Here is a 25,316-nt window from a genome sequence, read left to right on the forward strand (position 1 = left end):
GTGTTTGCATTGCCCACGCTGACAACGAAGTGAGTTGTGTCCCGTTCCGCACTATTGGCGGTTCCTTCACGTTTGTTTCTTGAACGCGTGATGAACGGGTTCGCCGCAGATGTGCGCAAACAAAAAGGCCGGCTGAAACAGCCGGCCTTCAATCTGAGAGTCTCAGCTGAGTTATAATCGCTCAGCAGGTCGCCTTGCCGCAGCGGGCGAGGCCGATCTTTTCCTTCAGGCCGTCGAGGCCGACCGCGCCGACCACGATCTGCTTGCCGATCACGTAGCTCGGCGTGCCGTTCATGCCCATCGCCTCGGCGAGCTTGAAGTTTTCCTCGATGGTGGCGCGCACTTCCGGGCTCGCCATGTCCTTCTCGATCCTGGCCGTGTCGAGGCCCGCGTCCTTGGCGGCCGCCATCGCGCGCGCCTTGTCGGCCGGACCACGGCCGCCGAGCAGCTTCTGGTGGAAATCGAGATATTTCTTGCCCGAGGGATCCTGCATGCGCACGGCGACCGCGACCTTGGCGGCCTCGACCGAACCTTCGCTGAGCACCGGGAATTCCTTCAGCACGACCTTGAGCTTGGGGTCGGTCTTCATGAGATCGAGCATGTCGGCCATGGCGCGTTTGCAGTAGCCGCAATTGTAGTCGAAGAACTCGACGAAGGTGACATCGCCGTCCTTGTTGCCGAGCACGACGCCGCGCGGGGAGTTGAAGATCGTCTCGGCGTTGGCGGTGACGCTGGCTTCATGCTTCTCGGCATCGGCGGCGGCCTGGCGCTTGTTGAGTTCGGCCATCGCCTCTTCCAGTACCTCCGGATGCGCTATCAGGTAATTCCGGACGATGGTCTCGATGTCGCCGCGCTGGGTATCGGAAAAACTCTGCGCGGAAGCGGCCACCGGCAAGGCGCCGAGGGCGAGCGCGAGCAGCGCGGGAACGAGCAAGCGGAACGAAGGCATTGGCAAAATCCTCTTTCGTGACAGCCGGCTTCGAAACCGAAAGCGGCCTGGTGTGTCTCTAGTTGCTCTTCTGGCCGGGCAGCGGCTTTGCTGCGACGATGTCGTCGGCCTTGACCCATCCGGGTGTGCCGACGGCGAAACGGGTCTTGGCGCGCGCGGCGAGTTCGCGCGCGGTCTTGTTGTCGCCGCGAAGGAAAGCGGCCTGCGCCGAGGCGAGGTCAGCCTCTGCGTAATCTCCCTTTCGGCCATAGGCCATGGCGAGCTGCATATACCCCAGCGGCGCCTCGGTCTCCCGTGCCACCGCCGCACGCAGAATCCCGATCGCTTCGTCAGTATAGGCTTTATTATCGGTGGCCACGAGCGCCTGCCCAAGTAACATCTCGATGAGCGGTGAGTGGTTCGAGAGCGCGACCGCCTTGCGCAGGGGAGCGACGGCCTCGCCGGGCTTGCCGCCTTCCAGGAGCGCCTGGCCGCGCAATTCATAGAAATAGGGATTGTTCGGCTGCAGCTGGATCAGCCCGTCGATCTGGGCAAGCGCGGTGCGCAGGTCGCCGTGCAAATAGGTCGAGATCGCGTGCGCGTAGCGCGCGGGCAGGCTGTCGTTCGACATCGGATAGCGCCGATAGACGGTGTCCTGGCGTTCCATGAAGGCCGAGATCTTGGCCCGCACCATGTCATGGCGCATTTGCTGGGCAGGATCGTCCTTCTTGTCCCAATAGGGACTCGAGCGCGCCAGTTCCTCGAGGCCCGCGACGCGGTCGGCAGGCATCGGGTGCGACTGCAAATAGGGGTCGGCGCCGTGGGCGGCGAACAGGCTGTCATTGGCAAAGCGCTTGAAGGTTTCGTACATGCCCTTGGGGGACTGCCCGGTCGCGGTCAGAAACTTCACCCCGGCGCGGTCGGCGTTTTCCTCCTGCGCGCGCACATAGGAGATCAGATTGCGCTGGATCATTGATTGCGGCCCGGCGATCGCAGCGGCCCCGGCATTGGCCATGCCGTTGCTGCTGCCGCTTCTCGCGCCCGCCACCATCGCACCGGCGCCGAGCAGCATGGCGATGATCATCTGGGTCTGGGCCTGCGCCATCTGCTCGCGCATCTTGGCGAGATGGCCGCCGGCCAAATGCCCGGTTTCATGCGCCAGCACCCCGATCAGCTGGTTGGGGGTCTCGGACTGCATGATGGCGCCGTAATTCACGAAGATACGGCGCCCGTCGGCGACGAAAGCGTTGAACGCACCGTCGTTGATGATCACCGCCTGGATGTTCTGTTTTTCCAGACCCGCGACGCGCAGGATCGGGCGGGTGTAGTCGCGCAGCAACTGCTCGGCCTCGGTGTCGCGGAGCACCGGCGGGGCTTTTTCCTGCTGCGCCAGCGCCGCGGACATCGGCGCGAAAGCCAGCGCCGCCGCGGTCACGATCGCGGTCAACTTGGAGCTTTTTTGGCGTGGCGCGAGGCTGAGCAACATGACGATCTTTAAAACGATTGGCGGCGGCCCGGATACGGGTTATGCCCTACCAAACCGTGGAATACGGCTAGTCTGGGGCACGGGGCTCATTAGCAGATATCGATGCTTGAAGCGACACTGGGAGACCGCGCAAGGAACCTGGTGACGGCGTCCGGGCGCAGCGATGTCCCGCCGTTCATGGTGATGGACGTGATGGCGGCCGCAGTCCGTATCGAGGCCGCCGGCGGCCATGTCATTCATATGGAGGTCGGCCAGCCCTGGGCTCCGGCACCGAAGGCGGCGATTGCAGCCGCCCATGCCGCACTGGATAGCGCGCGGATCGATTATACCTCCGCGCTCGGTATTGCCTCGCTGCGCGAGCGCATCGCCCGGCATTACCGCGAGACCTACGGCTGCGCGGTGGATTCGTCGCGAATCATTGTCGCCACTGGATCCTCGGGCGCGTTCATCCTGGCCTTTCTGGCCATGTTCGAGCCGGGCGACCGGGTTGCGGTCACCGTGCCCGGCTATCCGCCGTACCGTCACATTCTCACCGCGCTCGGCTGCGAACCGGTGTTGATCCAGACATCGAGCGAAAATCGCCATGCGCTGACCGGCGAAGCCTTGCTCGCGGCGCACCGCAAGACGCCGCTGAAGGGCGTGTTGGTCGGAAGTCCGGCCAATCCCACGGGCACGATGATGTCCCGGGAAGCGTTGAGCGGCCTGATCAACGCGGCGGAAAGCGCGGGCATCCGCTTCATATCCGATGAAATCTACCACGGTCTCGACTATGCGTTTGCCGCGGTGACGGCGGCCGAACTCTCGCCGCATGCGCTGGTGATCAACTCGTTCTCGAAATATTTTTGCATGACCGGCTGGCGGGTCGGCTGGATGGTGGTGCCGGAGCCATTGGTCCGCCCGATTGAGCGGCTGCAGCAGAATCTCGCGATTTCGGTGCCGACGCTGTCGCAGATCGCCGCGGAAGCGGCGTTCGAGGGAATTGGAGAGATGGAGGCCGTGAAGCACGGCTACCAGGAGAACCGCCGCATCCTGATCGATGGCCTGCCGCACGCCGGCCTCACCAAATTCCTGCCGGCCGACGGCGCGTTCTACCTTTACGCCGATGTCTCGGCGTTCACCTCCGACAGTTTCGAATTCGCCAAGCAGATGCTGGAACAGGCCCATGTCGCGGCAACCCCTGGCATCGACTTCGATCCCATTCATGGCCATCAGTTCATCCGCTTTTCCTACGCGCGTTCGGCCGAGGACATGCGGGAGGCGGTCGCGCGGATCGCGCGGTGGCTCGGTCGCCGCGGTTAAAATCGGCTGCGATCTTGACGCTCGTCATTGACTCCGCCGAACCAATTGATCTCAGCTGTGGGCGAGTAACGGCCATTTGCGCCAAAGCGGGGCCGATCCAAAAGCTTGCAGGGGAGTAACGTCATGTCGGCAACAATCGCAACCGCGGTATCAGCGCCCGCGGCAAAACCCTGGTACCGGGTGCTTTATGTTCAGGTGCTGATCGGGATCGTGCTCGGCGCCCTGGTCGGCTGGCTATGGCCCGGCCTGGCGACCGATGACTGGATCAAGGCGCTCGGCGACGGCTTCATCAAGCTGATCAAGATGGTGATCGCGCCGATCATCTTCTGTACCGTGGTATCAGGCATAGCGCATATCCAAGATGCCAAGAAAGTCGGTCGCATCGGCGTCAAGGCGCTGGTCTATTTCGAGGTCGTCTCAACCTTCGCGCTTGTCATCGGGCTCTTGGTTGGAAATCTGGCGCGTCCGGGCGCGGGCTTCGGTGGCTCGATGGCCAATGCGCAGGCGGTAGCCGGTTTTGCCAAGCAGGCCGAGGCCCAGAAGAGCGTCGATTTCTTCCTGCACATCATTCCCGATACCGTCGTCGGCGCCTTCGCTGCGGGCGAGATCCTGCAGGTTCTGTTGTTTTCAATTCTTTTCGGCTTTGCCGTGATGAGTCTTGGCGAACGCGGCAAAAACCTGCGCATATTTGTCGATGAGACGGCGCACGGGGTTTTCGGCGTCATCTCTATCATCATGAAGGCTGCGCCGATCGGCGCTTTCGGGGCCATGGCCTACACGATCGGCAAGTTCGGCACCGGCGCCATCCTGAATTTGATCGGTCTTATCGCGACGTTCTATCTCGCGGCCGGGCTTTTCGTGTTTGTGGTACTGGGCATCATCGCGCGCATGGTCGGCTTTTCGATCTTCAAGTTCCTTGCCTACATCAAGGACGAATTGCTGATCGTACTCGGTACCTCGTCGTCGGAAAGCGCGCTTCCGTCATTGATGGAGAAGCTGGAACGGCTCGGTTGTTCCAAGTCGGTCGTGGGTCTGGTGGTGCCGACCGGATATTCGTTCAATCTCGACGGCACGAATATCTACATGACGCTCGCTACCCTGTTTATCGCACAAGCGCTCGGTTTTGATCTCACGCTTGGTCAGCAGATCACGATCCTGGTGGTCGCGATGCTGACCTCGAAGGGAGCATCCGGCGTCACCGGCGCCGGCTTTATCACGCTCGCGGCGACGCTCGCCGTCGTCGACCCGCGCCTCGTGCCCGGCATGGCTATCGTTCTGGGCATCGACAAGTTCATGAGCGAATGTCGTGCTCTCACGAACCTTTGCGGCAACGGCGTTGCTTGCGTCGTGGTCTCGGCGTGGGAAGGTGAACTCGATCGCGAAAAGCTGCGCGCCCGTCTCGACAGGCAGATCGATCCGTCCGACATGGAGACCGCTGTTACGACGGACTAGCTTCGGGTGGAATCGATAACTCGGTGAAATCCGTCACGCCGCAGTGAAGGTCCGAACCTTGTTGAAACTAGAGAATTAGCCATCGCATCGTCGTCGTCGGGAGCGGAAAATGGCTCTCCTAAAACGAGAATTGTATCGTCAGTTGAGAGGCCCAGAGGTTACCCACGCGGATCGTTCGACGCTTGTCTTCGACACCGACAAGAAAAGTTTATATGTCGAGCGCGAGGTGACGCATTTGGAGGTGAAGATTGGAGGTACAGTCGAGTATCAGGCAGACACAATGGATATCTCGGATTACCTGAAGCAGGGCGGGCAAACCGCGGGCCATCGTGAGCTTTGGCGCTTGCTAAGAACAATCTTCGACGAGCGCGCCGATCCCGACGAGTGATCGAATAAGGTTGGGCATCCAAGGGTAGGTTTGCGTGGCAAGCCCTTGATGCAGATCAAGCGAGCTGCAACTTGATATGCTATAGAGCCACCGCGTCATTTTGTATGGGGAGTGCTGATCATGACCCATATTCTGTCTGTAGAATGGTTGCCCGCTTCAATTGCGCCAACTGACGACGACCTTGAAGTCTGTGTCATGGACTATGATGGTATCGTCCTCGCGCTACCGTATCCGTGCCACAAAAAGGGAGCCGAGTGGGTCGATGCTTCAAACAAGAAGCACATCGACATTCAGCCGACGCTTTGGCGCAAATGGGCTGAGAGCCGCTAGATCGAGAGCCCAAGCTTCCGTTCTCAGGTTTGCGTTTTCCGCTTGAAATGCGGGCTTCCAAGGGGGCACCAGCGGGATCGCCTTACGACCGCTGGCGCCCAAAACGATGGCGCTCCGGGTGCCCGCGACTTTTTTCGACGACGGACATTGAGGTCGCGACCTCGCCTCAACCCCGCTTGATCAGCCGGAAAGCCTCCTCGAGCAGATGCGGGGTATGCTTTCCCGGCGAAAACCGGCAGGCGCGGTCGAAGTAATCCTTCAGCGCCGGCCGGAACGAAGGATCGGCCACCTTGTCGATGATGATCGCGGCCCGCTGCTTCGGCGCCAGGCCGCGCAGGTCGGCAAGCCCGTGCTCGGTCACGATGATCTGCACGTCGTGTTCGGTATGATCGACATGGGTCACCATCGGCACGATGGCTGAAACGGCTCCAGCCTTGGCGGTCGAGGGCGTCATGAAGATCGAGAGATAGGCGTTGCGGGCGAAATCGCCGGAGCCGCCGATACCGTTCATGATGGAAGTGCCGCGGATATGGGTCGAGTTGATGTTGCCGTAGATATCGGCCTCGATCAGCCCGTTCATGGCGATCACCCCCAGCCGCCGGATTACCTCGGGATGGTTGGAGATTTCCTGCGTGCGCAGCACGATTCTGTTCCTGAGGCTGTCTAGTTCGCGGTTGAACAGGATCGCCGCCTCCGAACTGAGCGACAGCGCGGTAGCGGACGCGAGCGCCATCTTGCCCGAGCGGATCAGGTTCAGCATGCCGTCCTGCAGCACCTCGGTATAGGCGGTCAGCCCGGTGAACGGACCGTCTTCGAGTCCCGCCATCACGGCGTTGGCGACGTTGCCGACCCCGGACTGAATCGGCAGCAATTCGGCCGGCAGCCGGCCGCGGCGAACCTCGTGGCCGAGAAATTCGAGAATATGTCCGGCGATCGCCTTCGAGGTCGCATCGGGCGCGGAGAAGGTGGTGTTGCGATCCGGTGCATTGGTCTCGACCACCGCGATCACCTTGGCGGGGTCGCAGCGAAAATGGGTCTCGCCGATCCGGTCGCCGGGCCCAAGGATGGGGATTGGCTTGCGGTGCGGCGGCAGCCTGGTGCCGTAATAGATGTCGTGCATGCCCTGCAGCGCCGGGTTCATCCCCGAATTGACCTCGAGAATGATCTTGTCGGCCTGATCCAGCCAGGTCTTGTTGTTGCCGATGGACGTCGAGGGCACCAGGCTGCCGTCCGGCAGGATGGCGGTGACCTCGACCAGGGCGACATCCAGATGCCCGAGAAAACCGAACCAGACGAACTGCGCGACATGGCTGAGGTGGATGTCGATATATTCCATCGCGCCGGCATTGATGCGCTCGCGTGTAATCGGATCGGACTGGTAGGGCAGGCGCAGTTCGATGCCGTTGACCTTGGCCAGCGCACCGTCCAGTTCGGGCGCGGTCGAAGCACCGGTCCAGACGCCGATCCGGAAGGTTTCGCCGCGCGCGTGGGCGGCCTCGATCCGGCGCGCCAGCGCCAGCGGAACGGCCTTCGGATAACCCGATCCGGTAAAGCCGCTCATGCCCACATTCGCGCCATGCGGCACCAGCGCCGCGGCGTCCTCGGCCGACATGATCTTGGAGCGAAGTTCGGCCGACATGATCCGCGAACGATCGATCGTCATGAAAATCCTTGAGATGGACAAGAGATGGCTTCGCTCGCTTGACGAACTTGCGCATCCCTGGCCTCGCTGGCAAGGCGGCCGTTTGACGGATATCAACGCGGTTCGCGACGCTGTTGGGACGAGGCGTCAGCCCTCTGCCGGAGCGAGCGCGTCCCCGCGGTCGGCTTCCGGGCTTTCGCTTGGCGCCGATTCGCCGGCGGCCCGAAAGGCATAGACGTCCATTCGCAGGATCGAGTAGGTCGCACTTGCGTGCAGCCGTTCGGCGCGCGCTCTCTCTCCGCCGGCGCCCAGCACCGCGTATAACGGCAAAAGGTGCTCTTCGCTCGGATGGTTCTTGACCGCGAACGGCGCCTGTCGCCGGTAGTCGAGCAGATCCTCGGTTCGACCCGTGGTCAGTGCGGAATGGAACCAGTCGGCGAAAGCGTTGACCCAATCCGGGGCCGGATCGTTCGGCCCGTGGCCGCGAAATTCCGACAGGTCGTGCGTCAGGCTGCCGCTGCCGATGATCAGCACTCCCTCCTGGCGCAGCGGCGCCAGGGCGCGCCCCACGCGAAGATGGTGCAGGGGTCCGAGATGCGGCTGCACCGAAAGTTGCAAAACCGGAATGTCGGCCTGCGGATACATTAGCAGCAGCGGCACCCAGGCCCCGTGATCGAGGCCGCGGCTGCGGTCGATCCGGGAGTCGATACCGGATCCGCGCAGCAGGTCGGAGACTCCTGCGGCAACCGCCGGCGAGCCGGGGGCCGGATACTGCAGCTCGTAGAGCGCCCGTGGAAAACCGCCGAAATCGTGGATGGTGTCATTGCGATCGGCGGCGCTGATCGTCGGAACCTGTGTCTCCCAATGCGCCGAGATCACGAGGATCGCCTTGGGACGCGTCAGCATCCCGCCGAGCTCGCCCAGGAACGACCGCGCCGGCGTGTCGGTGAGTGGCAGGGTCGGTGCACCGTGCGACACGAACAGGCTTGGCAATGGCAAGGTCATGACGGTTCCTCGAGCGGCGCAGGGCAGGGATACCGGCCCCGTTGTGCTCAATGTGGGTGTGCGCCGGTGAGTTTACCGAGGGGATTATCGGCGCCGGAGAAGCGCAGCGCAAAAGCGCCGTCGCCGAGCAATGCCTGGACGATCAGCGCGATACTCCAGAACGCCGGATATTCCCAGCCGCCGTGGGGGTTGGTGAAGAAGAAGCCGGCCGCGCCGTGCACCGTGAAGATGGCGCCGAGCAGGATCGGCAGGACGACAATCGCTGCGATGCGGGTCCACAGCCCGAGGATCAGCGCGATGCCGCCAAGCACCTCGACGGCGATGGTGAGATAGGCCAGTGCGGGCGGCAGCCCGACGCTGTCGAAGAATTTCGCTGTGCCGGCCGGGGTGAAGACGAAGAACTTCAGGCCGGCATGCGCCAGAAAGAGAACTCCCAGGCTGAGGCGCAGCAGGAGCGTCGCGTAGGGGGCGGTTCGGGAATCAATCATGGCTGTCTCCAAGTTAGGTCGGCCCATATGATCTATTCCTGATGGGGTGATAACCTGGTAATATGGAATGATAGATCACCCTGACAGAGTGAAGTAATCCATGTTGGACCGGCTGACGGGCCTTGAGGTCTTCGCCCGGGTGGCCGGCGCCGGCAGCCTTTCCGCCGCCGCGCGGGCGCTCGGCATGTCGCAGACCATGGTCACCAAACACATCGCCGCGCTCGAGGGCCGGCTGGGCGTCAAGCTCTTCCACCGCACGACGCGGCGGCTTTCGATCACCGAGGCCGGGCGCAACTACCTGGAATCCTCCGCGCGCATCCTGGCGGAACTCGAAGCCGCCGATGCCGCGGTCGCGGCGGATCGGGTCGAGCCGAGGGGATTGCTGCGGCTCAATGCACCGGTCTCGTTCGGCACGCGGCAGATCGCGCCGCTGCTCGCGGAATTTGCGGCGCGCCATCCGCGCGTCACCGTCGAGCTTGGCCTCAACGACCGGCTGGTGGACCTCGTGGAGGAGGGCTGGGACCTCGCGATCCGCATCGGCAATCTCTCCAGTTCAAGCCTGATTGCGCGGCGAATTGCACCGTGCCGTATCGCGGTATGCGCGGCGCCGTCTTATCTCAAATCGCGCGGCACCCCGCGCACGGTGGCGAGCCTCGCGGATCATAATTGTCTGGGTTATACGCTGTCGCAACGGACTCCCATCGATCGATGGGTGTTCGGCGCCGGCGCCGATTTCAGCGTCCAGATCTCGGGTAATCTGCGCGCGAACAATGGCGATGCGCTGCGGGCGGCCGCGATCGCGGGACAGGGGATCATCCACCAGCCGACCTTCATCGTGGCGGACGATCTGCGCGCTGGCCGACTGGTTGCGCTCACTTTGGACCAGCCGAATGTCGAACTGGGCGGCATCTATGCCGTGTTCCTGCCGGATCGCCATCCGCCGGCGAGGGTGCGCGCGTTCATCGACTTCATCGCGGGCCGGTTTGCGCCGGAACCCCCGTGGGATCGTGAGCTTGCTTCGCCACGCGGACGCGGCCGTGCGACGGGATGAGATTTGCGCAACGGAGCAGGGGGCGTCACAGGCCCCACTCCGATCTTTGCGGCAAGAACCGCCCGGACTTGCCGGGCGGCCTTGTTCATTTCACGCGGGCGGCGACTATTCGCCCTCAGTGCCGATCGCATAGGCGGTTTCGCCGTGAACCGCGTCGTCACCCACTTTCAGGGTGGCCTCGTCCATGCGCAGCGGCACGATGAAGCCGATCACCTTGAGGATGATGAAGGTCGCGATCGCGTTGTAGACGATGATGAAGGCGGCGCCTTCCGCCTGCAGTACCAGCTGCTGGGCGTTGCCATAGAGCAACCCGGTGATGTTGACGCCGGGCGCTTCCTTGTCGGTGCCGATATACATCAGCATATCCGGATTGGCGAAGATACCGGTCAGCAGGCCGCCGGTGAGGCCCGCTACGCCGTGGGTCGAGAACACGCTGAGCGTATCGTCCACCTTCATCATGAAGCGGGTCTTCTGCAGCTTGTTCATGGCGAGCCAGGGAATGATGCCGGCGATGACGCCGATGCTGATCGCTCCCATGCCGTCGACATAGCCGGCGGCGGGCGTGATCGCGACCAGCCCCGCGATCATGCCGTTGACCGCACCCAGCACCGATGGTTTGCCGTAGGCGATCTTGTCCAACACGGTCCAGACCAGCAGCGCCACCGCGGTGCAGGTGTTGGTGTTGAGCACCGCCGCCCCGGCGTCGGCATTGGCGAAATAGGGATCGCCGCCGTTAAAACCGTTCCAGCCGAGCCACAGGATTCCGGCGCCGACCAGCGTCATCAGCAGGCTGTTGGGCGGGAAATGGTCGCGGTCCGCCTGTAGCCGCGGACCGATCACCCAGGCAGCGACGAAGCCCGATGTGCCGGCGGCAAGATGGATGACATAACCGCCCGAGAAATCCGCGACCCCCATGCCGGCGAGCCAGCCGCCACCCCACAGGCTGAACGCGCCGACCGTATAGACCAGCGTCATCCACACCGGGCAGAAGATCATCCACGCGGTGAAGTTCATGCGGCCGAGCACCGAACCGGCGAGGATGATGACGGTGATGGCGGCGAACACGAACTGGAAGAAGATCAGCGTCGCCATCGGGAAGGTCAGCGCCGGCATGCCGGCGGCGGCCGCCGGAACGCTTGCCTGACCGGTGATAAAGGCCGCCGATGTCGCAAGCCCCGGCGTGCCGAGGAACGGGAATAATTGCGGCCCGAACGCCATGTTGTAGTCGAAGAGAATCCAGACGACCAAGACGGAAGCAAACGCGTAGATCGCCATGAAGGCGGAGTTGATCGCCCATTTCTTCTTGACGATGCCGCCATAGAGAACCGTCAGTCCGGGAATACTTTGCAGACCGACGAAGGTTGCAGCTGCGAGCTGCCAGGCGTTATTTCCAGTGTCGAGCCATTGTGGTGATGGTACGAGTGCCATGAGCGTTCCCCAATTTTTGAACGAAGCTCAGTCCGTGCAACCGGCCGCACGGACCAGCACATAAAAAAACGCAAGGATTATACCATCTGTCGCAGGCGCACCTTGACGTTGAGTGATATGAGTTTTCCAGTGTGCGCCTTGCCGGACGCGCCGCTGAATTGATTAATAAATGTGCATTTGAACAACGGATAGGCAAACAAGCGCGAGGGGGCGATCGATGGTGCTGACCCGGCTGGCGGCGGCAATTGGCGTATCGGCGGTGGCGATGATGGCTGCCGCGCTCGGCGGCGCTGCGGCGCAGCACGGCGAAGCCGCCACGACCTGCACCAATGTCGCAAGCGGCACCAATTGGCAGATCAGGATCGACTACGACCGAGCTACCGTCGACTCCAATCCGGCCCGCATCAGCGACGCGCAGATTTCGTGGCGCGACGCCGGCGACGGCGGCAATTACACGCTTGACCGCAAATCCGGAAAATTGACCGTCATCCTCGCGTCGAGCACCGGCGGCTCTTTCTTCTATCACCGCTGCAAGCTGGAGAATTGAGGTCGCGCGGCTGTCGCGGAAATGGGAGCGGCGGCAATGGCTCAGCGGGTTTCCGGCGTCAAGGCAAGTGTCGGCTTCGTTTCGGAGACCGGGCCGCGCAAACGCAATGAAGATTTCGCCGGTGCCGTTTTCGGCTCCGAACTGCCCGAGCCGCGCCGCGACGTGGTGGCGGCGCTATCGGATGGCATCGGCAGCACCAAAGGCGGACGCGAGGCGGCCGAGATCGCGGTGCGCGGTTTCCTGGACGGATTTTGCGATTTGCCGGAGACGATGGAGGTGCGGCGCGCCGCCGCCATCGTGCTGAATGCGCTCAACGGCTGGATCTATTCGCAAGCGCATCGCGATCCCGAATTGTCGGGGATGGGATGCACTTTCACCGCGCTGGTGCTGCGCGGGCGCGTCGCGCATGTGCTGCATGTCGGCGACAGCCGCGCCTACCGGCTGAGCCGCGATCGCCTGACCTGCCTCACGTCGGACCATGTTCGCCAGGGCGGAAAAGGCGGCGGCCGGTCGAACGTCCTTACCCGCGCGCTGGGCGTCGAGACCGAACTGCGGCTGGACTACGGCACGCAGCCGGTGGCGCAGCACGATCGCTTCCTGCTTTGCAGCGATGGCGTGCACGGCTATCTCGCCGATGAGTTCATCGCCGGGATCATGCAGGAGCGCGTCTCCTCCGAGGATACCGCGCGAGCCCTGGTCGCGGCCGCGCTCGATGCCGGCAGCGCCGACAATTGCACCGCTCTGGTGCTCGACGTGGTTGGACTCGCAACCGCCGAGACGGCCGACATCGGCGCCAACATCGCGCAGCTGCCGCTGGTCCCGGTACCGCAGGGCGGCGAGACCATCGATGGCTTCGTGCTCAAGGTGCTGCTGTCCGACGGTCGCTACACCCGTCTATTCGGCGCGGAGGACGAGGTCGAGGGCGGCGAGGTGGCGTTGAAATTCCCCAAGCCGATGGTGGCCGGCGTGGACGCCTATCGCGCGGCTTTCATTCGCGAGGCGTGGGTGGGTGCGCGGGTGAACAGTCCCTGGCTCGGCCACGTCATCGAACTTCCGCCGGGACGGCAGAGCTGCCTCTACACGGTGATGCCGCTCTATCAGGGCGAGCTGCTGGAGACCCGGATCGCGCGCCGGCCCGCGCTCGGTCTGGAGGAAGGACGCCAGATTGCGATCAAGCTGGCGCGGGCGGCGGCGGCGCTGCACCGCGTGGGCATCGTGCATCGCGACATCAAGCCCGACAACGTCATCCTCGAAAGCGGGGGATCGCTCAAGCTGATCGATCTCGGCGTGGTGCGCGTCCCCGGCATGGAGGACGCCCCGCCCGAGGACATTCCGGGCACGCCCGCTTATATGGCGCCGGAAATGTTCGACGGTGAAGCCGGCAACGAGGCCACCGACATTTACGCGCTGGGCGTCACCATGTTCCGCGCCTTCACCGGCGAATTTCCTTATGGCAATCCGGACGCCACCAGCCGGCCGCGCCGGGACCGGCCGGCACACCTTTCCGCTTTGCGCCCGGACCTGCCGGCCTGGCTTCAAGCCGCGATTGGCCGCGCCATCGCCAGGGATCCCGCGGATCGTTTTCGCGACATGGCCGAGTTTGCCGTGGAGATCGAGGCGGGGCCGGCGCGCGCGCCGGTCGCGGTCCACAGGCCCCGGACGCTGTACGAACGCGAACCGCTTCGATTCTGGCAGGGCGTGGCCGCGCTGCTTGCGCTCGCGCTGCTGCTGTCGCTATGGCGGCGTTGACGGCATGATGCGCCGCAACAACGACTTGCTGCTCAATATGACCGGCTGCGGATTGTGTGCACGTTTAGTTGCCATTTGGTCCGGGCGGGCAGATGCTCTGGGCCGCGGGCACAATGGAGAGCAACATGAGCAAGGCCAGTCTCGACAATCGTCACCGCAACAAGGATGGCGAAATCAGCCACAAGCACGGAAACACCCTTGTGGGCACGTTGCGCAAGATTTACGGGCAGGGCTTCGCAGCCGGTTATCCCGAATCCGAGAAGTTGAGCGCAGTTCTGCTGCAGCTGAACGAGACCTCGCTGAGCCAGCTCCGTCGCGATCACGAGACCGGCCATCTCGAGCACAAGATCGCGCACGCCACGAAGTAGCGCGTGATCGAAATGGCGAGGACCCTGCTTTCGATAGAGGATTTGCAGGTACGTGCACTTGCCGAACTCCGGAAGCAGCCTGGCTGCGCAGGGGTTCGCGTGATCGCGATCAACCGCGTCGCGGACAAGCGGGCTGAAAACAACTGGTCGATGTGCGTGTTGTCGGCGGGCGCCGCCGATGCCAACACGGCAGCAGGCGCAGCGCTCCATGTCCAGCGCGCCTTGCGCCGCGACTACGATCTGACGGCGGATTAGGAACCCCGACGCGCCCGGCGATCAGTCATTGAGTGCGATCAGTCATTGAGATGGAAATGCCGCCGCTTCTCGCGCAGCACGCAATTGATGGCGCGATCGGCGGTTTTCTTGTCGGCTTTGCCGTACAGGGTTACCCGCACCGAAAAACTGCCGGGCGCATTGTCCCGGATGATCTGGATGCCGCCAATGGTCTCGCAGCCGGGCCACTGCCTAACGGCCTCGAGGCACTCCTTTCGGAGAGCGCCGTAGCTCAGTCCGAGCGTTGCCGACTTTACCAATGATGCGCCCCACAGCGGACATGGCCAAGCGTTATCAGCTCATTAGATTTGCACGTACGCACGCCGGTTCAATATTCGACATGCAAAAACCGCCCGGTTTGGCCGGGCGGTTCTTGCATTTTTTAAAACCGGAGAGGCCGGTCGTCTTATTCGCCGTTGCCGAAGCGCCGCGACCACCACCCGGCGCGTCGCGGCTGGGTCTCCGCGGCCGTCTCGGCGGCCGGCTGAGCCGGCGGCGGGACGGGGGCAGGGGCCGGCACCGGTTCGGCGGGCTGGCTGTGGCTGACGGACGCCGGCGCCGCCGGCTGCGCATCGACCAGGAAGCTGACCTTCTCGCGCACGGTGGAACGTCGCCGTGCCGCGGCCCTTTCGGCTTCCTGGGCGGTCTCCGCCTCGGTGGCCGTCGGGACCGGCTCCTGGTGGCCACGGTCCGCCGGCGGGTGCTCGGAAGAAGGTGCAATGGATTCGGATTCGGGCTGCATCACCGGCAGGGTTGGCTGATATGAACCGCCACCGTCGAAATCGGCCACGGCGCTCGAGGCTTCCGGCGGCGATGCCGGCCCGAGTTCGTCCGCGATCGATCCGGCGAGACCATCCTCGGGCCCGCCGCGCCGGCGGCGTCCACCACGGCGTCCGCGACGGCGGGGCCGCCGCTCGCCATTCGGCGCCTGATCGGTGCGGGCCTGGCCGGGCTGCTCGTCGGATTCCTCGTCGTCGGTTTCGCCGTCTTCGGCAATGACGTCGGGGACCGCAGCGGCTTCGAACGGGATGCGCGCGGCTTCATTGTCATCGCGGGCAGGTCCGCCCTCGCGCGGCTCGCCGGGACGGCCGCGCCGCCGTCGCCGCCGCTTGCGCCTCGGACCGCCATCGCCCGCCTCGGCTTCGCTGCCACCCTCGTCGCCGGAGGCAGCCTCGTCGGTCAGGCCTTCGGACTCGTCGGTTTCCACTTCCGATTCGGTTTCGATGTCGAACGGCTCTTCGTCGTCATAGGCTTCCTCGACCTGCGCCGGATAGGCCGCGACCTGCGCCGCCAGCAGCGCCTTGGCGGCTTCCAGCGTGTGAACCTGTTCGCCGCGATCGATGATGAACGACTGCTGGCCGCTGACGGTCGGATCGGCGATCACCGACAGCGTCACCTTGAAGCTGCTTTCGAGATCGCGCAGATGGCCGCGCTTGTGGTTGAGGACGTAGAGCGCCACGTCGGTCCGGGTGCGCACCACGAGATTGTGGGTGGCGCCCTTCATCAGGATCTCTTCGAGCCCGCGCAACAGCTGCAGCGCCACCGAGGATACCGAGCGCACATGGCCGCTGCCACCGCATTGCGGGCAGGGCTCGGTCGAGCTCTCCAGCACGCTGGCGCGGATGCGCTGGCGCGACATTTCCAGCAGGCCGAAATGCGAGATCCGTCCGACCTGGATCCGCGCGCGGTCCTGCCGCAGGCAGTCCGAAAGCTTGCGCTCGACCGAACGGTTGTTGCGCTTCTCGTCCATGTCGATGAAGTCGATGACGATCAGGCCTGCGAGGTCGCGCAGACGGAGCTGCCGCGCGACTTCCTCCGCCGCCTCGAGATTGGTCTTGAGCGCGGTATCCTCGATGTGATGTTCGCGGGTCGAGCGGCCGGAGTTGACGTCGATCGAGACCAGCGCCTCGGTCTGGTTGATCACGATGTAGCCGCCGGAACGCAATTGCACGGTCGGGGAGAACATGGCGTCGAGCTGGCTCTCCACGCCCATCCGCGAGAACAGCGGCTGGCCGTCGCGATACTGCTTCACCGCGCGCACGTTCGAGGGCATCAGCATCTTCATGAAATCGCGGGCTTCCTGATAGCCGGCTTCGCCGGCCACCAGGATCTCGTCGATTTCCTTGTTGTAGAGATCGCGCAGCGAACGCTTGATCAGCGAGCCTTCCTCGTAGACCAGCGTCGGCGCCTGCGACTTCAGGGTCATGTCGCGCACGGTTTCCCACATGCGGATCAGATATTCGAAGTCGCGCTTGATCTCGGGCTTGGTGCGGGACGCGCCGGCGGTACGCAGGATGATGCCCATGCCCTCGGGCACGTCGAGATCCTGCACCACTTCCTTCAGGCGCGAGCGGTCCTGGGCGGATGTGATCTTGCGGCTGATGCCGCCGCCGCGCGCGGTGTTGGGCATCAACACTGCGTAGCGGCCGGCCAGCGACAGGTAGGTGGTCAGCGCGGCGCCCTTGTTGCCGCGTTCTTCCTTGACCACCTGCACCAGCATCACCTGGCGGCGCTTGATGACTTCCTGGATCTTGTACTGACGGCGCGGGCGGAAGGCGCGGTCCGGCACTTCTTCCATGACGTCGTCGCCACCGACGGATTCGACGACTTCTTCCTCGGCCTCGTCGCCTTCGTCCTCATCGTCGTGGTTGTCGTCGCCATGCGGCGCTTCGGCGTGGTCCGCCGCAGCGGCTTGGCCGTCCGCGTGTTCGCCAGCCTGTTCGGCGCGGGCGTCGTCGGCATAAGCTGCGTTTTCGAGCGCGTGCGCTTCATGATGTTCATGATGCGCGTTTTCTTCTTCCTCTTCCTCGCGCGCTTCAGCCACGGACGCCTCGACGGCGGCCGTATCGGGCAGGGTCACCGCCGCCAGCGTCTCGCTCGGATGGGTTTCGGTGCCCTGGTCATCGGCGTGACCGTGCTCGTCGTGCGCATGCTCGTGATCATGATGGTCATGGTCGTGATGGTGATGGTGATCATCATGATGCTCGGCATCATCCTGATGTTCGGCGTCGGCATGGTGATGCTCGGCGTCGTGGACGTGACCGTTTTCGGCGTACGGGCTTTCGGCGTGCAAGCCCTGGTGTTCGTGACCTTCCTGGCCTTCATGCGGCTGGGCGGTCTGCGACGGCTCGCGGCTCGCGTTCTCGACGATCTCGCTCTGGATGCGCTCGCCACTGCCGCGGCGGCGCGAATTGCGGTGGCGCGGGCGGCGGCCCCGGCTGGAGCGGTTCTCGCTCTCCTCTTCGGCCTCGCGATGGGCGCGCTCGTCGGCCTCGATCAGCGCCTGACGGTCGGCGACCGGTATTTGATAATAGTCAGGATGGATTTCGCTGAAGGCGAGGAAGCCGTGGCGGTTGCCGCCATATTCGATGAAGGCCGCCTGCAGCGACGGCTCGACGCGCGTGACCTTGGCGAGGTAGATATTGCCGCGCAGTTGTTTGCGCTGGGCGGTCTCGAAATCAAATTCTTCGACGCGATTGCCGCGGACCACGACAACCCGGGTCTCTTCCGGGTGGGTAGCATCGATCAACATTTTGTTGGGCATTTTGGAGCTCATGACGGCGGCGGGCGCGTATCACGGTAAGCGCGTATCGCGCCGCCGGGTGACGCGACGGTCCACCTGATTCGGGGGTGAGGGGAAGGCCAAAACGCAACCCGGGGCGCCCGTCCGAACCGGATCCGTGCGGAGCAAGGCGACGCGCGGAGCTTTCGCTCCGCGTCGGCGCGGTTCTTCCGTGGATCCTGGTCGGCAACACAGTCTGGCGCATCAAGCGTCGGCCCGTCTAAACGTGGGCGGCAAAGCGCCGCCTTATTCTGTCGCTGAAAGCCCGGCGTGGCGCCAAAGCGCTCGCCGGCTGTTCGCATATCCAGCCGTTTCAGGCCCGGATAATCGGTTCTGCCGCATCTCGAAGCCGTCCCTGGAACAAGATGGTAACCTGGGACCGGACGCCGCTCGGGCTCGAAACCGCCGCTCCTTGTCAGCCGCGCGCTGCGCCGGCTTCGGAGGGATCGGAAAGACGCTGGAATTCTCAAATGCGAGAGTTCCGGCGCTGCACCGGGAGGCTGAACACGACACAACCGGGAGTTTTAGCCGTCAGCCCCCTGTACATACGTGGATTGGGTCCCACGTGCAAGGGAAGCCTCTTGCGGCGTCGCGGTGCGGCAACACTCTGCCCTATTCCGCAAAATTGCGTTAAGCTTCGATTAACCCTGTAGTTCTATTGCGGTAAGAGGCTGCTCGGAGGAACGGAATCGTTGGCGGGCCGCGTAAATCATGGTGTTTTGCTGGGGTGCACGTTATTGTGCGCCGCAGCATTGCTGTGTTCCGGCGGAACGATTCGCGTCGCCAAAGGGGCGTCGTCCAGCCCCATCGGAACGGCCGGTGTTCCGGTTGCCTCGGACGCCCGGCTGGCCGGTGACGCCAAACAGACCCGTTTCGTTCTCGATCTCGACAGGACCATTCAGTTCCGTGCCTTCGCGCTGGCCGATCCGTATCGGGTGGTTGTGGATATTCCCGAGGTCAGCTTTCGCCTCCCCGCCGGGGTCGGCGCCGCCGGGCGTGGGCTGATCAAGGCCTTCCGCTACGGCTTGGTCATGCCCGGCGGTTCGCGGATCGTGTTCGACCTGACCGGCCCGGCCCGGATCGCAAACTCCTACGTGCTGGATGCCGCCAACGGCCAGCCGCCGCGGCTGGTACTTGAGTTCGAAGAGGTCGATCGCACCACCTTCGTTCAATCGCTGGCGCCGGAAAGCCGTCCCGAACTGAAGCCCGCCATCGCGGATGCCGCCGCTTCCGTCGCTTCCGTCGCCGCACCGGTGGAAGCCGCCGCCCCGGCCAAGCCCATTGCCGGTGCGGATTCGCGGCCGGTGATCGTGATCGACGCCGGCCATGGCGGCCTCGACAACGGCACGCAGGCCTCGGGCGAAAGCGAGAAGAACCTCGTGCTCGGATTTGCGCTCGCGCTGCGCGACCGCATCGAAAAGAACGGCAAATACCGGGTCGTCATGACGCGCACCGACGATACCTTCATCCCGCTCGACGACCGCGTCAAAATCGCACGCAATCAGTCGGCATCGCTGTTTGTTTCGATCCATGCCGACGCGCTGCCGCGCGGCGAGGGCGATGCCCAGGGTGCAACCATCTATACGCTGTCCGACAAGGCCTCCGACGCCGAGGCTGAACGGCTGGCGGAGGCGGAAAACAGGGCCGACGCTATCGGCGGGGTCAATCTGACCGAAGAGCCGACCGACGTCGCCGACATCCTGATCGACCTGGCGCAGCGCGAAACCCGCACATTTTCAAACCGGTTCGCGCGTCTGTTGATGAGCGAGATGAAGAACACGGTGCGGATGCACAAGCATCCGCTGAAATCGGCCGGCTTTCGGGTGTTGAAGGCGCCCGATATTCCCTCGGTGCTGGTCGAGCTCGGCTATGTCTCCAACAAAGGCGACCTCGAGCATCTGGTGTCGGACAGCTGGAGGTCCCGCACCGTCGGATCGATGGCGCAGGCCATCGACGTTTTCCTGGCCAAGCGCGTCGCCAGGGCGGGAGCCACGAACTGATGGCCACCAACTGAAAAGGACATCAAGGGGCGTGGCGAAAAGCCCTAGTTTGGCCACAGCGACCGTCCTATAAAAAATCGTCGAGACGTTCCGGGAATCGTTCAAAAACCACTCCCGGACGAGATATCATGTGCTTCCCGGCGGAATGGTCGATCGTTCCACCGCAGATGCTGAAGAAATGCCGGTCGTCACGGCGCACGGGCTGAACGGATAGTCGACAATGCGCTTGCTGGTGCGGTTCTTGGGTTTCCTGTTCGCAGCCGGAACTGTCGTGTTCCTGGTGGGCGTCGCCGCTACCGCCGGGCTGATCTGGCATTTCTCCAAGGACTTGCCGGATTACTCGCAGCTTCAGGATTATGAGCCGCCGGTGATGACGCGTGTTCACGCGTCGGACGGCGCGCTGCTCGGGGAATATTCCAAGGAACGGCGGCTGTATTTGCCGATCCAGGCGGTTCCAAAGCTGGTGATCAACGCGTTCCTGGCGGCCGAGGACAAGAATTTCTACGAGCATGGCGGCATCGACTATTCCGGCATGGCGCGCGCGGCCGTGCTGTACGCGCAAAATTACGGCTCCAACCGCCGTCCGCAGGGCGCCTCCACCATCACCCAGCAGGTCGCCAAGAACTTCCTCCTGACCAACGAAGTGTCGTTCAGCCGCAAGATCAAGGAAGCCTTGCTGGCGATGCGGATCGAGCGCGCCTACTCGAAGGACAAGATTCTCGAGCTCTATCTCAATGAAATCTATCTGGGGCTGGGCGCTTACGGCGTCGCCGCCGCGTCGCTGGTCTATTTCGACAAATCCGTGAACGAACTCACCGTGGCGGAGGCGGCCTATCTCGCCGCGATGCCGAAGGCGCCGGGCGCGCTGCATCCCGTGCGCAACCACGACCGCGCCGTCGAGCGCCGCAACTATGTGATCGACCGCCTGCTCGAAAACGGCTGGATCAAGCAGGCTGATGCCGACAAGGCGCGCAAGGATCCGCTGATTGTCACCAGCCGCACCAACGGCGCTCACATTTTCGCCGGCGAATATTTTGCCGAGGAGGTCCGCCGCGACATCTTCGAGCGCTATGGCGAAAAGAAGCTGTACGAGGGCGGCCTGTCGGTGCACACCACGCTCGATCCGAAGATCCAGATAGAGGCGCGCAAGACCATGGTGGCGGGCCTCGTCACCTATGACGAGGCGCAGGGCTGGCGGGGCGCGCTCAGCAAGCTCGATATCACCGGCGACTGGGGCGTCAGGCTTGCCGACCTCAAATCGCTGTCGGATGTCGCGCCGTGGCGGATGGCGGTGGTGCTGGAAACCAGTGACCAGTCGGCCCGGATCGGTTTCCAGCCGGGCCGGGAACTGGGCGGTGCGGTCGCGAAGGAACGGCAAACCGGCATCGTCACGCTCGATGGCGTCAGATGGGCCAAGGCCGCATCGGGACCGGCGAAGGGCAAGACGCCGAACGCGGTGTCGCAGGTGCTTTCGCCGGGCGATATCATCTATGCCGATCCTTTGATCGGAAAAGACGGCAATCCGGTCGACGGCCAGTACCGGCTGCGGCAGTTGCCGGAAGTTTCCGGCGCGATGGTGGTGATGGATCCCTGGACCGGCCGCGTACTGGCGATGGTCGGCGGATTCTCGTTCGACCAGAGCCAGTTCAATCGCGCGACACAGGCCTATCGGCAGCCGGGCTCCTCGTTCAAGCCGATCGTCTACTCGTCGGCACTCGACAACGGCTATACGCCGTCGACGGTGGTCGTCGACGCGCCGATCGAGATCGACCAGGGACAGGGCGCCGGTGTCTGGCGTCCAGAGAATTATTCGGCCGGCAAATACCAGGGGCCGACGACGCTGCGTAACGCGCTGCGGCTGTCGCTCAATACCGTGACGGTGCGGCTGGCGCAGGACATCGGCATGCCGCTGATTGGCGAATACGCCAAGCGTTTCGGCGTCTATGACGAACTGCCGAATTATCTGTCCTATGCGCTCGGCGCCGGCGAAACCACGGTCATGCGGATGGTCACGGCCTATTCGATGTTCGACAATGGCGGCCGGCGCGTGAAGCCCACCTTGATCGACCGGATTCAGGACCGCTACGGCCACACCATCTTCAAGCACGATGCCCGCGAATGCCGCGGCTGCGACGCGCCCGGCGGTTGGAAGAACCAGCCCGAGCCGCAACTCGTCGACCGCCGCGAGCAGGTGCTGGATCCGATGACGGCCTACCAGATCACCTCGATGATGGAGGGCGTGGTGCAGGCCGGCACCGCGACGGTGGTGAAGGAAGTCGGCAAGCCGATCGCCGGCAAGACCGGCACCACCAACGATCAAAAGGACGCCTGGTTCGTCGGTTTCTCGCCGGACATCGTGGTCGGCATCTATATGGGCTACGACAAGCCGCGCAACCTCGGCAGAACCGCGACCGGCGGCCACCTGGCCGCGCCGATCGCCCGCGACTTCCTGAAACTCGCGCTCGCAGACAAGCCGGCGGTTCCGTTCAAGGTGCCCGCCGGCATCAAGCTGATCCGCGTCGACTCCAAGACCGGCATGCGCGCCGGCCCGGGCGACAGCGGCAGGACCATTCTGGAGGCCTTCAAGCCCGGCACCGCGCCGCCGGATAATTACTCGGTCATCGGCGTCGCCGATGCCGACGGCCGGTTGCAGCAGCCTTCGCCGGACGCAGATCGCAGCCTGTTCCGTCCCGGCACCGGCGGTCTCTATTAAAGTACAATCCGCACGATCGGAACCTCTGGCGCGTCGATAGCCGCGCGGAGGAGAGCGCCGGTCGCACCCAGGGTTAAACGGATATTCACTGATGCGCTTCCTCGTACGGTTCTTGGGTTTCCTTTTCGCCGCCGGAACCGTCGTGTTCCTGGTGGGCGTCGCCGCTACCGCCGGGCTGATCTGGCATTTCTCCAAGGACTTGCCCGATTACTCCCAGCTTCAGGATTATGAGCCGCCGGTGATGACGCGCGTCCATGCGGCGGACGGCGCGCTGCTCGGGGAATATTCCAAGGAACGGCGGCTGTATTTGCCGATCCAGGCGGTTCCCAAACTCGTCATCAACGCGTTCCTGGCGGCCGAGGACAAGAATTTCTACGAGCATGGCGGCATCGACTATTCCGGCATGGCGCGGGCCGCATTGCTCTATGCGCAAAATTTTGGCTCCAACCGCCGGCCGCAGGGCGCCTCGACCATCACCCAGCAGGTCGCCAAGAACTTCCTCCTGACCAACGAGGTATCCTTCACCCGCAAGATCAAGGAAGCCTTGCTGGCGATGCGGATCGAGCGCGCCTACTCCAAGGACAAGATCCTCGAACTCTATCTCAACGAAATCTATCTCGGCCTTGGCGCCTACGGCATCGCCGCCGCATCGCTGGTCTATTTCGACAAATCCGTGAATGAGCTCACCGTCGCGGAGGCGTCCTATCTCGCCTCGCTGCCGAAAGCGCCGGCGGCGCTGCATCCGGTCAAAAATCACGCCCGCGCCATCGAGCGCCGCAACTATGTGATCGATCGTCTGCTGGAGAATGGCTGGATCAAGCCGGCCGAGGCCGAGATTGCCCGCAAGGATCCGCTGATCGTCACCAACCGCACCAACGGCGCGCACATTTTCGCTGGCGAGTACTTCGCCGAGGAGGTCCGCCGCGACATCTTCGAGCGCTATGGCGAGAAGAAACTGTACGAAGGCGGTCTGTCGGTACGAACTACGCTGGATCCGAAGCTTCAGGTGATGGCGCGCAAGACCATGGCTGCCGGCCTGGTCAATTTCGACGAGGCGCAGGGCTGGCGAGGCGCGTCCAGCAAACTCGACATATCAGGCGATTGGGGCGTCAAGCTTGCCGACGTCAAATCGCTGTCGGATGTCGCGCCGTGGCGGATGGCGGTGGTGCTGGAAACCAGTGACCAGTCGGCCCGGATCGGTTTTCAGCCGGGCCGGGAGCTCGGCGGCGCGGTCGCGAAGGACCGTCAAACCGGCAACATCACGCTGGATGGGGTGAGATGGGCGAGGGCGGTATCGGGCCCGGCGCGGGGCAAGACCCCCACCACGGTTTCGCAGGTGCTTTCGCCGGGCGATATCATCTACGCCGACCCGTTGATCGGCAAGGACGGCAATGCGGTCGAGGGCCAGTACCGGCTGCGACAGTTGCCGGAGATTTCCGGCGCCATGGTTGCGATGGATCCGTTGACCGGCCGCGTGCTGGCGATGGTCGGCGGGTTCTCGTTCGACCAGAGTCAGTTCAATCGCGCGACGCAGGCCTATCGTCAGCCGGGCTCGACCATAAAGCCGATCGTCTATTCGGCCGCGATCGACAACGGCTATACGCCGTCGGCCATGGAGGCCGATGCTCCGATCGAGATCGATCAGGGACAGGGCGGCGGTGTCTGGCGTCCGGAAAACTTTTCGGTCGGCCATTATTTCGGACCGACGACGCTGCGGAATGCGCTGAAGCATTCCCTGAACACCGTGACGGTGCGGCTGGCGCAGGACATCGGCATGCCGCTGATCGGCGAATACGCCAAGCGCTTCGGCGTCTATGATGAATTGCCGAACTATCTGTCCTATGCGCTCGGCGCCGGCGAAACCACCGTGATGCGCATGGTGACGGCCTATTCGATGATCGCCAATGGCGGGCGTCGCGTGAAGGCGACCCTGATCGACCGCATCCAGGACCGTTATGGCCACACCATCTTCAAGCACGATGCCCGCGAATGTCGTGGCTGCGATGCCCCCGAGGGATGGAAGAACCAGCCCGAGCCGCAACTCGTCGACCGCAGGGAGCAGGTGCTGGACGTGATGACGGCCTACCAGATGACCTCGATGATGGAAGGCGTCGTCCAGGGCGGAACGGCGACGGTGATGCGCGAAGTGGGCAAGCCGATAGCCGGCAAGACCGGAACCTCCAACGAAGCAAAGGATCTCTGGTTCGTCGGCTTCTCGCCGGATCTCGTGGTCGGTCTCTATCTGGGCTATGACAAGCCTCGCAGTCTGGGCAGAACCGCGCAAGCAGGTCATACCGCCGCTCCCATTGCCCGGGATTTCATGAAGCTTGCGCTCGCCGACAAGCCGGCAATCCCGTTCAAGATTCCGGCCGGCATCAAGCTGATCCGGGTCGATTCCATGACCGGGATGCGTGCGGGCCCGGGCGCCAGCGGCAAGACCATCCTCGAAGCCTTCAAGCCCGGTACCGGGCCGCCAGACAACTACGCGGCGATCGGCGTCGCCGATACCGACGGCTTGCAGCCTTCTCCCGACGCGGACCGCAGCCTGTTCCGTCCCGGGACCGGCGGGCTCTATTGAAGGACGAGGGCATAAGCCGGTTCGCGCCA

The 25,316-nt window shown here is 63.8% G+C and carries 20 protein-coding genes; 12 read left to right on the top strand and 8 right to left on the bottom strand.

Features of this window, described 5'->3' with window-relative positions:
• Positions 1-181 precede the first annotated feature (181 nt).
• The gene (locus B5525_RS29530) at positions 182-949 is read right to left on the bottom strand and encodes a DsbA family protein (RefSeq protein ID WP_079569154.1); all 768 of its coding nucleotides are present in this window, start codon (positions 947-949) and stop codon (positions 182-184) included.
• 58 nt (positions 950-1,007) lie between these two features.
• Positions 1,008-2,414 (bottom strand): M48 family metalloprotease, encoded by a 1,407-nt coding sequence (locus B5525_RS29535; protein WP_079569155.1) that lies wholly within the window; start codon positions 2,412-2,414, stop codon positions 1,008-1,010.
• Between the two features lie 102 nt (positions 2,415-2,516).
• Here B5525_RS29535 and B5525_RS29540 point away from each other — a divergent pair, with 102 nt between their 5' ends.
• The 4 genes from B5525_RS29540 (at position 2,517) to B5525_RS29555 (ending at position 5,883) form a co-directional block, all read left to right on the top strand.
• Positions 2,517-3,713, top strand: coding sequence for a pyridoxal phosphate-dependent aminotransferase (locus tag B5525_RS29540; RefSeq protein WP_079569156.1), 1,197 nt, complete (start codon positions 2,517-2,519; stop codon positions 3,711-3,713).
• A gap of 123 nt (positions 3,714-3,836) precedes the next feature.
• Positions 3,837-5,165, top strand: a complete 1,329-nt coding sequence (locus B5525_RS29545; protein ID WP_079569157.1) for a dicarboxylate/amino acid:cation symporter — start codon at positions 3,837-3,839, stop codon at positions 5,163-5,165.
• 109 nt (positions 5,166-5,274) lie between these two features.
• Positions 5,275-5,553: a hypothetical protein gene (locus tag B5525_RS29550; RefSeq protein WP_079569158.1), complete on the top strand. Its 279-nt coding sequence runs from the start codon at positions 5,275-5,277 to the stop codon at positions 5,551-5,553.
• 120 nt (positions 5,554-5,673) lie between these two features.
• Entirely contained in the window at positions 5,674-5,883 is a 210-nt protein-coding gene (locus tag B5525_RS29555) for a hypothetical protein (RefSeq protein ID WP_079573951.1), read from the top strand.
• Positions 5,884-6,049: 166 nt separating this feature from the next.
• Here the strand turns inward: B5525_RS29555 and B5525_RS29560 are convergent, their stop codons facing one another.
• The 3 genes from B5525_RS29560 to B5525_RS29570 form a co-directional block, all read right to left on the bottom strand.
• Complete coding sequence (locus tag B5525_RS29560; RefSeq protein ID WP_079569159.1) at positions 6,050-7,546, bottom strand: acetyl-CoA hydrolase/transferase family protein; 1,497 nt, start codon at positions 7,544-7,546, stop codon at positions 6,050-6,052.
• Positions 7,547-7,672: 126 nt separating this feature from the next.
• Positions 7,673-8,530, bottom strand: coding sequence for a DODA-type extradiol aromatic ring-opening family dioxygenase (locus B5525_RS29565; protein WP_425305219.1), 858 nt, complete (start codon positions 8,528-8,530; stop codon positions 7,673-7,675).
• Between the two features lie 47 nt (positions 8,531-8,577).
• Entirely contained in the window at positions 8,578-9,018 is a 441-nt protein-coding gene (locus tag B5525_RS29570; protein WP_079569160.1) for a DoxX family protein, read from the bottom strand.
• Positions 9,019-9,118: 100 nt separating this feature from the next.
• Between B5525_RS29570 and B5525_RS29575 the strand changes: the two genes are divergently transcribed.
• On the top strand, positions 9,119-10,069 hold the full coding sequence (locus B5525_RS29575; RefSeq protein ID WP_079569161.1) for a LysR family transcriptional regulator: 951 nt from the start codon (positions 9,119-9,121) through the stop codon (positions 10,067-10,069).
• A 105-nt stretch (positions 10,070-10,174) separates the two neighbouring features.
• On the opposite strand, the gene B5525_RS29580 is transcribed toward B5525_RS29575, so the two are convergent.
• A complete protein-coding gene (locus B5525_RS29580) occupies positions 10,175-11,497 on the bottom strand; it encodes an ammonium transporter (protein ID WP_079569162.1) in 1,323 nt (440 codons plus the stop codon).
• Between the two features lie 217 nt (positions 11,498-11,714).
• Between B5525_RS29580 and B5525_RS29585 the strand changes: the two genes are divergently transcribed.
• The 4 genes from B5525_RS29585 to B5525_RS29600 all read left to right on the top strand — a co-directional run bounded on the left by B5525_RS29585 (position 11,715) and on the right by B5525_RS29600 (position 14,416).
• Complete coding sequence (locus B5525_RS29585; protein ID WP_079569163.1) at positions 11,715-12,044, top strand: hypothetical protein; 330 nt, start codon at positions 11,715-11,717, stop codon at positions 12,042-12,044.
• 36 nt (positions 12,045-12,080) lie between these two features.
• The gene (locus tag B5525_RS29590) at positions 12,081-13,793 is read left to right on the top strand and encodes a bifunctional protein-serine/threonine kinase/phosphatase (RefSeq protein WP_079569164.1); all 1,713 of its coding nucleotides are present in this window, start codon (positions 12,081-12,083) and stop codon (positions 13,791-13,793) included.
• A gap of 125 nt (positions 13,794-13,918) precedes the next feature.
• Complete coding sequence (locus B5525_RS29595) at positions 13,919-14,161, top strand: hypothetical protein (RefSeq protein ID WP_079573955.1); 243 nt, start codon at positions 13,919-13,921, stop codon at positions 14,159-14,161.
• 3 nt (positions 14,162-14,164) lie between these two features.
• Positions 14,165-14,416 carry a hypothetical protein gene (locus tag B5525_RS29600; RefSeq protein WP_079569165.1) on the top strand — a complete coding sequence of 84 codons (252 nt, stop codon included), beginning with the start codon at positions 14,165-14,167 and terminating at the stop codon, positions 14,414-14,416.
• A 38-nt stretch (positions 14,417-14,454) separates the two neighbouring features.
• Here the strand turns inward: B5525_RS29600 and B5525_RS29605 are convergent, their stop codons facing one another.
• Both B5525_RS29605 and B5525_RS29610 read right to left on the bottom strand, forming a co-directional pair.
• Positions 14,455-14,694 (bottom strand): hypothetical protein, encoded by a 240-nt coding sequence (locus B5525_RS29605; protein ID WP_079569166.1) that lies wholly within the window; start codon positions 14,692-14,694, stop codon positions 14,455-14,457.
• A 146-nt stretch (positions 14,695-14,840) separates the two neighbouring features.
• Complete coding sequence (locus B5525_RS29610; protein ID WP_079573957.1) at positions 14,841-17,978, bottom strand: Rne/Rng family ribonuclease; 3,138 nt, start codon at positions 17,976-17,978, stop codon at positions 14,841-14,843.
• A gap of 710 nt (positions 17,979-18,688) precedes the next feature.
• Here B5525_RS29610 and B5525_RS29615 point away from each other — a divergent pair.
• The 3 genes from B5525_RS29615 (at position 18,689) to B5525_RS29625 (ending at position 25,287) form a co-directional block, all read left to right on the top strand.
• Positions 18,689-19,996, top strand: a complete 1,308-nt coding sequence (locus B5525_RS29615) for an N-acetylmuramoyl-L-alanine amidase (protein ID WP_079569167.1) — start codon at positions 18,689-18,691, stop codon at positions 19,994-19,996.
• Positions 19,997-20,216: 220 nt separating this feature from the next.
• The gene (locus tag B5525_RS29620) at positions 20,217-22,709 is read left to right on the top strand and encodes a penicillin-binding protein 1A (protein ID WP_079569168.1); all 2,493 of its coding nucleotides are present in this window, start codon (positions 20,217-20,219) and stop codon (positions 22,707-22,709) included.
• Between the two features lie 91 nt (positions 22,710-22,800).
• Positions 22,801-25,287, top strand: a complete 2,487-nt coding sequence (locus B5525_RS29625) for a penicillin-binding protein 1A (protein ID WP_079569169.1) — start codon at positions 22,801-22,803, stop codon at positions 25,285-25,287.
• Positions 25,288-25,316 lie beyond the last annotated feature (29 nt).

The sequence above is a fragment of the Bradyrhizobium erythrophlei genome, from assembly GCF_900129505.1.
In the GTDB taxonomy this organism is placed as follows: domain Bacteria; phylum Pseudomonadota; class Alphaproteobacteria; order Rhizobiales; family Xanthobacteraceae; genus Bradyrhizobium; species Bradyrhizobium erythrophlei_D.